The sequence below is a fragment of the Methylobacillus gramineus genome (assembly GCF_020532675.1).
Lineage (GTDB): Bacteria > Pseudomonadota > Gammaproteobacteria > Burkholderiales > Methylophilaceae > Methylobacillus > Methylobacillus gramineus.
In genome coordinates this window covers 560,298-573,064 of the sequence record NZ_JAJAVE010000001.1, presented here as the reverse complement: position 1 = coordinate 573,064, position 12,767 = coordinate 560,298, and the positions used below count along the sequence as shown (strand labels likewise).

The window sequence follows — 12,767 nt, the reverse complement described above, 5'->3', positions numbered from 1 at the left end:
GTCTGTTATTCATGCCAGCGCTGTTTGGCTGACTGGTCGCTATCTCTCGCTGCCAGCCAGTGCTCGCCGCTGGATGTCGTTTCTTTTTTCCAGAACGGTGCTTCGGTCTTGAGGTAATCCATGATGAACTCGCAGGCGTTAAAAGCTTCACCTCGGTGAGCACTACTAACGGCAACGAGTACGATCTGGTCCATGGGCTGCAAGGTGCCAATTCGATGAATCACGGTCACATCCAGTATGGCCCAGCGTTGTTGGGCCTGGGTAATGATCGCCGTCAATGACTTTTCCGTCATGCCGGGATAGTGTTCCAGAGTAAGGCTGGCCACCTCTTCGCCCTGATTCAGGTCACGCACCTGCCCCACGAAGGAAACAACGGCACCCGCTTCAGGATTTTCCAATCGCAAGCGACGGATTTCTTCGCCTGCATCAAAATCTGCCTGCTGCACGCTTACTGTCATGTCAGCCGCCAGTCACCGGAGGGAAAAAGGCGACTTCATCACCAGCTTGCACCAGTGCACTATTGGCAACCAGTGCTTGGTTGATAGCGGCCCGCAGCGGGCGCGTACCTGCAAACTGTTCTTGCCAGGCGCCACCTCGCGCTGCCAGCAATGCCATCAGCGCCGAAATATTGAGTACTTCAGGTAAAGGTAATGCCTCACCCTCAATACCCAAAGCCTCACGCAAGCTGGCAAAATACAGCAGTTGTATCATGCGCTAGTGACATCCTCATCAGTCACCGGGCCACGCTTACCGCTGATCGCCTCTGCCATCAACATCAATAATCTGGCTTTGTGCTGCTCATTGTCCATCAGGCTGGAACTGAAGGTAATACCGAATTTGGATGCATATTGCTGCACCAACATTATCAAGCCTTGTTCTTCACTCATCATTCATCCTCTATATCGTTATCTGGTATTGCCAGGCTGGCTTCCGCCTCGCCCTCAAGCTCCACGCGTTCAATCTGCGCAAAACGGCGCGAAATCTTCTGGCTAGTCGTATGTACATCCAGGGCATCCTCATGCGCCTGCCGTATATGATCCGCCAGCTTCTTCATGCGAACATCAAAACGCGAGAACTCTTTGCCGAGCTTGCCCAGCTCATCTTTGATGATATGCACCTGCTTACGTGTTTCCACATCCTTGAGCACGGCTCGTGCAGTATTCAACACAGCCATCAGCGTGGTGGGCGATACCACCCACACCCTGCGACTCATGGCGTAATCCACAATATCCGGGTGATAGGCATGAATCTCGGCAAATACAGCCTCGGCCGGGATAAACATCACTGCACCGTCTGAAGTGACATTGGGAATGATGTACTTGCTGGCGATATCATCTACGTGCTTTTTGACATCGGCCTTGAACTGGCGTTGCGCGCTGAGACGCTCTACTTCACTGACTTCACGCTCCAGCATGCGATGGTAGTTTTCCAACGGAAACTTGGAGTCCACCGCAACCGTGCCAGTCGGATCAGGCAAGAACAAAGCACAGTCTACCCGCGTACCGTTACTCAACACATGCTGCATGGCATAGGAAGTCACCGGCATCACATTGCGCACCAAGGCCTCTAACTGCACCTCACCAAAAGCTCCACGTGAACGCTTGTCTCCCAGCAGCTCCTGCAAACTCACTACATTCATGGTGAGTCCATCTATCTTCTTTTGCGCCTCATCAATGGTCGCCAGGCGCTCCATGACACGAACAAAGGTATCGTTCGTTTTCTTGAAACCTTCATCCAGGCGTTCGGACACTTTGCCGCCGATCTGCTCCAGACGGCCATCCACGGTCTTGGTCAAGGTTTCTATGCTGGTCGTCAATTGAGTGGTGGCCTTGAGCATGGTGTCCTGAATCAACGATTGCTCAGCCTTGCCTTGTTCCGCAAGGGTGGTATGCAACCGCTCAAGTACAGTTTCGCGCGTCTGTGCCAGGCTTTCAGTTTGGGAAAGCTGCAGGGTTTTCATTGCATCCCGTGTCTGTTGCAGCTCTTGGCCAACGGCCGCACGCAGGCGTTCTGCTTGATCACTGGAAGCATTATTCAGGCGATCGCCCAACTTATTGAGGCCATCATGCAGATCTCGCAGCATCTCGCGATGTTTTTCTTCCAACTGCTGCAGCAATTGCTGACTGGCGTCCTTGGAGTTGCCTTGCTTGTAAGCCAGCCAGAGCAAAACCAGCAAGGAAGCTATCGAGAAAAGGAGGATAAGGGTGTCTGTCATAAGGATGAAATTATAACGCATCCTTCAGTCACAGCCGCTCAATCGAGCAAGAGAAATCCGGCCTTAAGCGCTAAAAACGGCAACCCTGGACCAGATCAGGGAAAACAAGGTCCAGGGCAACCAAAGCAAACCATCAAACCATACCGCGTAATGACCAGGCAGCCACCTCGGCAAACTCGGTAACTAGCACATTAACGCAGCCCAACAACATGATCTTCATGCTATTAAAACTCAGCATATCTTTAGCAAACTTGACTGCAGGCTTGATATCAAAAGCAATGCAGATGCGCTCTTCATCCGAGTGAAATGGAATGGTGCGGTGAAACAATGATGAGGGAAACAACACGATATCCCCAACCGCAGGGGCAATAGCCCTCGCCGGAAAATGATCGTGCATTTTGGGGTACTCATCCCCATGCGTGCTGAACTCTATGCTGCCATCATTGCTACCCACCGCCTGTTTGGGCAGTGCTAAGTACACGCAGCCACTGAGCCAGCCTATCTCATGAATATGCGAAGTCAAATGTCCACCCTGGCGCATCCTCACATACCACGAACTGGTAAACTCAACCTCTTGGGGGAAATGTCGCATCAGATCGCAGTCTTTATCGGCAAAATGTTGCTGATACTCCTGAACCTGCTGGCGTATCAATGCAGACAAGGTCTTGAATGATTGTTCCTGACGCTTAAACAGATTACCCGCAGATTGCATGCCATGATAGAGCCGCCCCTGCTTGCGCTCAGCAATTTCAGTGAGATTGATGTCATGCAGCAAGGCCGTTAACAAGGCACTGTTATGCTCAGCCAAGGGTGCGATGCTGCGGTGAAAAACAAACTCCATGGGGGTTTTACAAAACCGATAAGGATCTGCCACATTGAAATTGGTCGCATAGTGCGCTGACAGCGTTGCCAGAAATGGCGACACATGCTCACCTTGCGCCACAAGCACCTGTAAACGCTGCTGAAATTGTGGATACTGCCCTGATTTATAAAGACAATAGAGTATGCGTTCCTGCCAATCCTCTTGACGCGACTGCTCAAAATAGGGGATCGCCTCTTCGAAGCGATGGGCATCATAAAGAAACTGGGCCATGTTAAACGCAGCAGCTTGATGACCAGGCGTTATCAACAGGGCCTGCTGGTAACAAGTCACTGCCTGCTGCATATCGCCCTGATCTCGGAACACTTCCCCCATGTTGTTATAAGCATCCGCATAGCGGGGCTGCAAAACAATCGCCTGACGGTAATGTGCGATGGCCTGCTCCAGCCCGCCATGATCACGCAATGCCGTCGCCAGGTTGAAATGCCCTAATGCATGATCGGAGATTGCCAGCGCCTGCCGATAACAGGCAATGGCGTCATCCAGATGGCCTTGCTGTTGCAAAGCCGTTCCCAGGCTGCCATAGGCCTCATAAAACCCAGGCTCTATTCCTACCGCTTGACGGTAATGCTGGATTGCCTCATCCAACAATAGCCGTGTTTGCAGCAATGTCGCCAAATTGAAATGCGCGACCGCCAACCCCGGGCTAATGGCAATGGCACGCTGATAAGACGTGATCGCCTCATCATCGCGCCCCAGCTGTGACAGCACCGCTCCCAGGTTGAAATGCATTTCAGAAATAGAAGGATTGATAGCCAAAGCCTTGCGATAAGCCTGTACAGCATCTTCAAATTTCTTTTGCCCTTCCAGCGAGACACCCAGCACGTTATACACCACCAATGCACTTGGATACTGCTTGAGCAAATCACGTGCCTTAACCTCGGCCTGATATAACTGACCAGTATTGTATAGATTGAATAGCGCGTGTATATCACTTTGACCAGGCTGCCTGGTCGTTTGCACACCTTGCTTCATACCACATCCCCATAGTCCATTATATGCAATGCAACTCTATCGGCTGCTATTGCAAAACCGTTCCCTTTGGAGGGTGCGGGCTATATACCACACTGTATATTAATAGCCATTCTGCATAAGGATTACGCTATTGGCAAGCATGGATAAGAAAAAGATGTGACTAGCAAGGAATGGCTCAAGACTTGAGAAGTAATGGACAAGAACGAATAGACCAGCCTGAAAAGACAAAACCCCGGCAGGCCGGGGTTTTGTTCAATGCATACTACTCAATGGCAAAATTACTTGGAAGATCTCTTGCGCTCATGCTCTAGCAGGTAACGCTTGCGGATACGGATGTTTTTGGGCGTAATTTCCACAATCTCATCATCGTCAATAAACTCAACCGCAGACTCCAGCGTGATCTGAACTGGTGGAATCAAACGCACGGCTTCATCAGTACCGGATGCACGCACGTTGGTCAGCTGCTTGCCCTTGATTGGGTTAACTACCAAGTCATTATCACGGCTATGAATACCGATAATCATGCCTTCGTACAACTTGTCACCAGGGACTGCGAACATACGACCACGGTCTTGCAGCTTCCACAACGCATAGGCCACAGCCTCACCCTGTTCTGAGGAAATCAGCACGCCGTTACGACGACCAGGCATATCTGCCTTCACGGGAGCATACTCATCAAAAATATGAGCCATCAGACCTGTACCGCGGGTCATGGTCAGAAACTCGCTCTGGAAACCAATCAGGCCACGTGCCGGGATCTTGTACTCAAGGCGGGTACGTCCGTTACCATCAGACTCCATATTCTGCAGCTCGCCACGACGACGACCCAACTCCTCCATCACGCTGCCCTGGCAGTCATCCTCCAGATCCACTGTGAGGATTTCATAAGGCTCGCACTTCTGGCCATCGACATCCTTGTAAACCACGCGCGGCTTACCAACGGCAATCTCATAGCCTTCACGACGCATGTTTTCCAGCAGGATGGTCAGGTGCAACTCACCACGGCCAGAAACACGGAACACATCAGCATCCACCGTATCTTCAACACGCAGCGCCACGTTGATCAGCAGCTCCTTGGTCAAGCGGTCACGAATCTGGCGGCTGGTTACAAACTTGCCCTCAGTGCCTGCCAGCGGTGAAGTATTCACCATAAAGTCCATGGTCAGGGTAGGTTCATCCACACCCAGAATAGGCAAACCAATCGGGTTTTCACGATCAGCCACCGTCACACCGATACCGATTTCCTCGATACCTGAAATAATCACGATATCGCCAGCCTCAGCCTCCTCAACCGCCACACGCTCAAGGCCCTGGAAGCCCAGCACCTGGTTGATACGGCCCTGACCTAATTGCTCATCACCTTTTAATACAGCCACTACCTGGCCTGGCTTGATACGACCATTACGCACACGGCCAATACCCAGACGACCTGTATAAGTAGAGTAATCCAACGCGGAAATCTGCAATTGCAACGGCGCATTGCTATCACCTTCTGGCGATGCAACATGGCTCAGCACGGTATCAAACAGTGGCCGCATATTGTCGGAAGCCTGGTTGATATCCAATGTGGCATAACCATTCAGCGCAGAAGCATACACAACCGGGAAATCCAGCTGTTCATCGGTCGCACCCAGATTGGCAAACAAATCAAACGTCTGGTTAATTACCCAGTCAATACGGGCACCTGGACGGTCGACCTTGTTGATCACCACGATAGGACGCAGACCAAGCGCAAGTGCCTTCTTGGTGACGAAACGGGTTTGTGGCATCGGGCCTTCAACCGCATCTACCAGCAACACCACGCCATCTACCATACCTAATACGCGCTCTACCTCACCACCGAAGTCGGCGTGTCCTGGTGTATCCACGATATTAATATGTGTACCTTCATAATTGACGGCAGTGTTTTTTGCCAAGATCGTGATACCACGTTCTTTTTCAATATCACCAGAGTCCATGACACGTTCCGTCACCTGTTGGTGAGCGGCAAAAGTACCAGCCTGCTGAAGAAGTTTATCCACCATGGTGGTTTTGCCATGATCGACGTGAGCGATAATGGCGATATTACGGAGGGCGCGCGACATGTGTGATTCTCTAGTAATTGCGAAAAAGTGCGCGATTTTAACACAGTCTTTGTTAAACCCTTGCATAAAACCTTTGACAAATTAAGGACAACCTATATACTGCGCGGCTGATTCAATTCATTTACGGATTGATGATTCATCGCCCTAGCCTCTCGAAGCCCGATGTAATTTTTGCGGCTCTCTTGCTTTTGTTACCGGTTAGTGGCTATGCCCGTGCGCCGGTAAGAATGCTAATTTACTCTTAGTATATTGCGCCTGATATTTGCCTGATAAAGGCACTATCGTTGCGTCTGCTTGCGCCCTTTTGGGGTCTTGATCAGGACTCCTTTGTTTTTCCTTGAAAGGGAATTTTGTGTCTTTTGAAAGCTTGAATTTAAATCCTGCCATCATGCGTGCTTTAGCTGAGGCAGGTTATAACACCCCAACTCCTATCCAGGCTCAGGCGATTCCTGAAGTACTGGCTGGCCATGACTTGATGGCCTCCGCTCAAACCGGTACCGGCAAAACTGCCGCATTTATCCTGCCAGCCCTGGACCTGCTGGCCACTCCACATCCAGCCAAGAGTCGTGGACCACGTATTCTGGTATTGACACCAACCCGTGAACTTGCTGCACAGGTGAACGAAGCCGCCCGCAAGTACGGTAAATTCCTGCGCGCACGCACTGTCAGTATCGTAGGCGGTATGCCTTACCCACTGCAAAACAAGTTGCTGTCCCAGCCTTTGGACATCCTGGTAGCCACTCCAGGTCGCTTGCTGGATCACATGGAACGCGGTCGTATTGATATGTCCCGCCTGCAAATGCTGATTCTGGATGAAGCCGACCGTATGCTGGACATGGGTTTCATGCCGGATATCGAGCGCATTTCAGCTGCCTTGCCAAGCGAGCGCCAAACATTGATGTTCTCAGCCACGTTTGAAGGTCAGATCGCCAGTATCGCCAAGACGCTGCTGAAGAATCCAAAGAGCATCCAGATTGCAGCGCAAAAAGAAAAACATGCCAACATCGAACAGAAATTGTTGTTTGTAGATGACATGGCACACAAGAACAAGCTGCTGGAGCACTTGCTAATTGCTCCTGAAGTGAATCAGGCGATTGTATTTACATCAACCAAGCGTCACGCTGACTTGCTGGCTGAAGACTTGTACGCAGCCGGCCACAAATCTGCTGCCCTGCATGGCGACATGACTCAAGGTGCACGTAACCGCACCCTGACCAAGCTGCGTCACGGTGATGTGCGTATCCTGGTGGCTACTGACGTGGCTGCGCGTGGTATCGACGTGCATGGCATCACTCACGTCATCAACTACGATCTGCCGAAGTTTGCTGAGGATTATGTGCACCGCATCGGCCGTACAGGCCGTGCTGGCAACACAGGCGTTGCCTTGTCATTTGCTTCCCACATTGATCGCCATCAACTGCGCAAGATCGAGCAGTACACAGGCCAGCGTCTTGAAATCTCCGTGATTGAAGGCCTCGAGCCTAAGCGTCCTGCACCACGTACTGATCGCGCTGACAAGCCACGCAGCAGCCGTCCAGGCCAACGTCCTGGTGGCAATGCAGGCGGCTTCAAGCCTCGTGGTCAAGGCTATGCCGGTAATCGCGACAACAACAGTGCACGTCCAGAAGGCCGTACTTTCGGTGACCGTGCTGCTAGTGGTCGTGGCGATGCTCCTCGCGGTGAAGCCAATCGTGGTGGTGACAAATTTGGCGCCCCCAAGCGCCATGATGGTGACCGCCCAGCACGCCGCCCACGCAGCTTTGCTTAATTAATCTTGTATAACACTACCGAAGAAAACGTGAACACAGAGACTATCAGCTTTGCATCACTCAATCTGGCGCCTGAGCTTCTCAAGGCGCTGGATGAGTCGGGTTACACTACTCCTACTCCTATTCAGGCTCAGGCTATTCCTGTGGTGCTGAACGGTGGCGACCTGATGGCAGGCGCGCAGACCGGTACCGGCAAAACAGCCGCGTTTACCCTGCCCCTGCTACAGCAGCTACTGCCACAAGCCAGCTCCAGCGCCTCACCGGCGCGACATCCGGTAAGGGCGCTGATCCTGACGCCAACCCGTGAGCTGGCAATCCAGGTGGAAGAAAGTGTTAAAACCTATGCCAAGCATACGCCGCTGCGTTCATTAGTAGTTTTCGGTGGTGTTGATATCAAGTCCCAGACTCCAACCCTGATGAAAGGGGTGGAGATACTGGTGGCAACACCCGGACGCCTGCTCGACCATGTAGAACAACGCACAGTACAACTGGGACAAGTACAGATACTGATACTTGATGAAGCAGATCGCATGCTCGACATGGGATTTATGCCAGATCTCAAACGCATCCTGGCACTATTGCCAAAGAAGCGGCAGAACCTGATGTTCTCAGCCACGTTCTCCAATGAAATCAAAAAACTTTCAGAAGAGTTCCTGACTAATCCGACCTTGATCGAAGTTGCACGCAGTAATGCAACCTCTGAAAACGTCACACAAAAAATCCTGCTGGTCAGCTCTGCTGACAAGCAAAATGCCCTGGCTGACTTACTACGCAAGCAGGCAACACAGGCCATCATATTTACCAAGACCAAGCTCACAGCCAGCCGTCTGGCGCGCCATCTTGAAAAAGAAGGCATCGCCGCTGGCGCTATCCATGGCGACAAAAGCCAGCTTGAGCGTATACAGGCACTGGATGCTTTCAAGCAAAACAAAATCACCGCATTGGTGGCAACGGATGTTGCCGCACGTGGACTGGACATTGACCAGCTACCTATGGTCATCAATTACGAGCTGCCAAGTGCTGCAGAGGATTATGTTCACCGCATAGGCCGTACTGGCCGTGCAGGGGCTTCTGGTATTGCCATCTCACTGGTAGCGCCAGAAGAGGAAAAATTCCTCAAGGAAATCGAGAAGCTGATCAAGCGCGAAATTCCCAAGGAAAAAGCAGAAGTCTCAGCCAGTGCCAGTCTAGAGCCCACACCACGCGCAAGTGCACGCAGACAGCCCTCTAACCCAACCAGCTCCCCTTCTGCTTCACGACCAAGCTCGCGTAAGAAAGAAGACGATTGGTTTTTCAAGCCTTACGAGCCATCTGTCGATGCACCCGCACCTAAGCCTATCAGCGTGAGGGACAGCAACAAACCCAAAAAAGAACTAGCAGCGCTACTGGGTGGCTTACGCAAGCAGTAAGTTTACAGATTAGATGCTGGCTAATAAAAAAGGCGCTTTCAGCGCCTTTTTTATTTCAGATCATTGCATCCATACGTCACACATCAAGCACAGTGAAAGTCTTTATCCTTCACGATTACGCATGAAATCAGCCACACCCCACAATGCCTCGCTCAACTTAGTCATCACGGCATCATCCACACCGATATCATTCATCGCCTTGATCATGCAATACATCCACTGATCACGGGCAGACTCATCAATGGCAAACGGCATATGCCGCATGCGTAAACGAGGATGACCATAACGTTCAATATAGAGTTGCGGCCCACCGGTCCAGCCAGTCAAGAACATAAAGAGTTTTTCACGCGCAGAGGTCAAGTCTTCGGGATGGAGTGCTCGCAAGGCGGCAGCGCGAGTATCCGTATCCATCACATCATAAAAGCGTTCAACCAACTCCCGGATTCTCTCTACACCACCCAGCAAGTCAAAAAATGTCGCCTTGCTGCTGCCAGGCTCTCCTATCTTATCCAGCATACTGAAGCCTCATTCAAGCAGACGTCTTGACCAGGCTTGCTGCTTCGCGCGCTCTGGTACGTGCTTCTTCCACATTGTCACCAGTCGCCAGGGCAACCCCCATACGACGACGCACAAAGGATTCCGGTTTGCCGAACAAACGAATATCAGACTCCGGCACTGCCAATGCTTGTTCCACATGCTCAAACACCAGTTGCTCGCTTTCAACACCACCATAAATCACCGCACTGGCGCCAGGACGACTCTGGCTGACGTTAACCGGCAGGCCAAGAATCGCGCGTGCATGCAAGTCGAACTCGCTGAAACGCTGGCTAGCCATGGTCACCATGCCAGTATCATGCGGACGGGGGCTTACCTCAGAGAACCAGACATCATTACCTTTAACGAATAATTCCACGCCAAACAAACCCAACCCTCCAAGGCTATCCGTCACAGCCTTCGCAATCTGTTGCGCACGCTCCAACGCCAATGGCGTCATGGCTTGTGGCTGCCAGCTTTCAATGTAGTCACCCTTTTCCTGCAAATGGCCGATGGGCGCACAAAAACTGGTTTCCACTTCACCCTGTGCGTTATTGGCCCGCACAGTCAGCAAAGTGATTTCATAATCAAAATCAATCTGGCCTTCCACAATGACCACGCCCTGATTCACACGTCCAGCAGTGGCCGCATATTCCCAGGCTTCCGCAATCTGTTCAGGTCCAGTAATGCGTGATTGTCCCTTGCCGGAAGATGACATGGTCGGCTTGATAAAACAGGGATAGCCAATGCCTCCCTCAATTGATTGCTGCAAGGACTGCAGACTATTGGCAAAAGCGTAGGGAGAAGTGGGCAGCTTTAACTCTTCAGCAGCGAGTCGGCGTATGCCCTCGCGGTTCATGGTCAGTTGCACCGCCTTCACCGTGGGAATCACACGAGTATTGCCAGAAGCTTCAATCTCCGCCAGCAGATCGGTATTCAAAGCCTCGATTTCCGGCACAATCAGGTGTGGCTGCTCGGCAGCAATCAGGGCGCGCAAGGCATCCGCATCTGTCATGTCAATGACATGCGCACGATGAGCCACCTGATGTCCAGGGGCATTGGCATAGCGATCAACCGCAATCACTTCAACCCCAAGTCTTTGCAGGGCGATAATCACCTCTTTGCCCAACTCACCGCTACCTAACAACATTACGCGTGTAGCAACTGGGCTTAAAGGGGTACCGATTCTCATGAAAACTCCGGGATTAAATAGCGATGAATTGCCGCAAATGATACCACGAGCAGCGTACCTCCGGCTTTAGTGCATATCGTCACACTCAGCTTAAAGGCGATACAGAAGGTAGTCATTGGCAATGATTGGAGCATAGTTGGATTATGCAGAAAACGGCCTATCTCCATGGTTGGGATAATGCCAGTATTCAATATGATGATAGTCAGCCCAACTGAATGCGGGCTAGAGATGAACATGCAAGATTACCGCAGGACAATTATCCAAATAATGCGATTCATTACAACACTAAGACTTAATGCCGTGTCGCTCCATCCTGTAGCGCATTGCCATACGGGTAATACCCAGCTGACGGGCTGCCTCAGAGACATTTCGGTTAGATTGGCGCAGGGCATTTTCGATTAGCATTTTCTCTGCCGAATCGAGTGTAACGCCAGACTCATGTGCCGTGACCATGTCTGCTATTGGCAAACCCACACCTGGCAAGGCCAGGTCCTGGGGCATGATTTGGCTTTCGCGGCCAAGTAGCACAGCGCGACTTATCTGATGCTTGAGCTCGCGCACATTGCCAGGCCAGCCATAGTGACGAATCATATTGGCCGCATCCACGGAAAAGGGGCGCGTTTCCAGACCATAGCGACGCTCAGTCTGTGCTGCAAAGTTTCTTGCAAGTAAGAGGATGTCATCCCCCCGCTCACGCAAAGGCGGCATATTCATGGTCAATACATTGAGACGATAAAACAGATCCGAGCGGAAGCGGCCTTCCAGCACCATCTGATGCAGATCTCGATTGGTGGCGGCAACAAACCGGGCCAGTACCGGATGCTCCTTGGTCGCCCCTAAACGCCGTACCATGCGACGTTCAAGCACATTCAACAGCTTGGCCTGCAATGCCAATGGTAATTCGCCAATTTCATCCAGGAACAAGGTGCCATCTTCCGCGGCTTCAATCAGTCCGCAACGCGAACCTTGAGCACTGGTGAAAGCGCCTTTTTCATGGCCAAATAGTTCACTCTCAATCAACTCCGCTGGCAGTGAGGCACAATCCACATGCACAAAAGGACGGTTGCTATTCGCACAGGATAGGTGCAGCAAACGTGCGGCCACATCCTTGCCAGTACCGGTTTCCCCCTGGATCAGTACAGTGGGAGGAATGGAGTCAGAAAATGTCGTCAGCTGGGCAAATCGCTCAACTTGCGCGCGCACGCTGTTCATGGCGGGGCTATCGCCCAGCAGCTCGACACGCTCAGTGGCATGCGCGTTACGTTGACGGGAATAGTCCAGGTGATGTTTGAGTTTGGCAGAAGCCTCTGCCTTCTCTATCGTCAGTAGCAACTCTTCGAGATCTACTGGTTTTTTTAAATAATCCGTCGCACCAAGCTTCATGGCATTCACCGCATCACTTACCTCGCCATGCGCGGTCATGGAGATGACGGAAATACCCTTGGCAATAAATTCAGGCAAAAGATCATGGCCATTGCCATCAGGCAGGCGCATGTCCAGCAATGCAAGGTCAGGCATAAACTGGCGGGCAAGCTCGCGCCCATCCGCCAGTGTTTCTGCATGCTCACAATCATAACCCGCTTGCTGCAACCGCTTGGCAACAGCACGGGCAAAAATCACTTCATCTTCCACCAGCAATACACGCACCTTTTGCCCAAGCTTTTCAACATGGGGTTTAACTGCGTTATCAGGTACGTGTACTTGCATAG

General features: G+C 51.7%; 11 protein-coding genes. 2 read left to right on the top strand and 9 right to left on the bottom strand.

What is annotated here, in order from left to right:
* Positions 1–5: 5 nt before the first annotated feature.
* From moaE to typA, 6 genes are all read right to left on the bottom strand, one after another.
* Positions 6–458 (bottom strand): molybdopterin synthase catalytic subunit MoaE, encoded by a 453-nt coding sequence (moaE, locus tag LG201_RS02680; protein WP_226770631.1) that lies wholly within the window; start codon positions 456–458, stop codon positions 6–8.
* Position 459: 1 nt separating this feature from the next.
* Positions 460–711: a molybdopterin converting factor subunit 1 gene (gene moaD / locus LG201_RS02675; RefSeq protein ID WP_226770630.1), complete on the bottom strand. Its 252-nt coding sequence runs from the start codon at positions 709–711 to the stop codon at positions 460–462.
* The gene (locus tag LG201_RS02670) at positions 708–890 is read right to left on the bottom strand and encodes a hypothetical protein (protein ID WP_226770629.1); all 183 of its coding nucleotides are present in this window, start codon (positions 888–890) and stop codon (positions 708–710) included. The genes moaD and LG201_RS02670 overlap by 4 nt, the downstream gene beginning before the upstream one ends.
* On the bottom strand, positions 887–2,215 hold the full coding sequence (locus tag LG201_RS02665) for a DNA recombination protein RmuC (RefSeq protein WP_226770628.1): 1,329 nt from the start codon (positions 2,213–2,215) through the stop codon (positions 887–889). The genes LG201_RS02670 and LG201_RS02665 overlap by 4 nt, the downstream gene beginning before the upstream one ends.
* 133 nt (positions 2,216–2,348) lie before the next feature.
* Positions 2,349–4,070, bottom strand: coding sequence for a tetratricopeptide repeat protein (locus LG201_RS02660; protein ID WP_226770627.1), 1,722 nt, complete (start codon positions 4,068–4,070; stop codon positions 2,349–2,351).
* A gap of 278 nt (positions 4,071–4,348) precedes the next feature.
* On the bottom strand, positions 4,349–6,154 hold the full coding sequence (gene typA / locus LG201_RS02655; protein ID WP_226770626.1) for a translational GTPase TypA: 1,806 nt from the start codon (positions 6,152–6,154) through the stop codon (positions 4,349–4,351).
* Between the two features lie 352 nt (positions 6,155–6,506).
* Here typA and LG201_RS02650 point away from each other — a divergent pair, with 352 nt between their 5' ends.
* On the top strand, positions 6,507–7,922 hold the full coding sequence (locus LG201_RS02650; protein WP_226770625.1) for a DEAD/DEAH box helicase: 1,416 nt from the start codon (positions 6,507–6,509) through the stop codon (positions 7,920–7,922).
* Positions 7,923–7,952: 30 nt separating this feature from the next.
* Positions 7,953–9,332, top strand: coding sequence for a DEAD/DEAH box helicase (locus tag LG201_RS02645; protein WP_226770624.1), 1,380 nt, complete (start codon positions 7,953–7,955; stop codon positions 9,330–9,332).
* A 102-nt stretch (positions 9,333–9,434) separates the two neighbouring features.
* On the opposite strand, the gene LG201_RS02640 is transcribed toward LG201_RS02645, so the two are convergent.
* From LG201_RS02640 to LG201_RS02630, 3 genes are all read right to left on the bottom strand, one after another.
* Positions 9,435–9,848 carry a group II truncated hemoglobin gene (locus LG201_RS02640; RefSeq protein ID WP_226770623.1) on the bottom strand — a complete coding sequence of 138 codons (414 nt, stop codon included), beginning with the start codon at positions 9,846–9,848 and terminating at the stop codon, positions 9,435–9,437.
* Positions 9,849–9,861: 13 nt separating this feature from the next.
* Positions 9,862–11,058 carry a formate-dependent phosphoribosylglycinamide formyltransferase gene (purT, locus tag LG201_RS02635; protein WP_226770622.1) on the bottom strand — a complete coding sequence of 399 codons (1,197 nt, stop codon included), beginning with the start codon at positions 11,056–11,058 and terminating at the stop codon, positions 9,862–9,864.
* A 285-nt stretch (positions 11,059–11,343) separates the two neighbouring features.
* Entirely contained in the window at positions 11,344–12,765 is a 1,422-nt protein-coding gene (locus LG201_RS02630) for a sigma-54-dependent transcriptional regulator (protein ID WP_226770621.1), read from the bottom strand.
* Positions 12,766–12,767 lie beyond the last annotated feature (2 nt).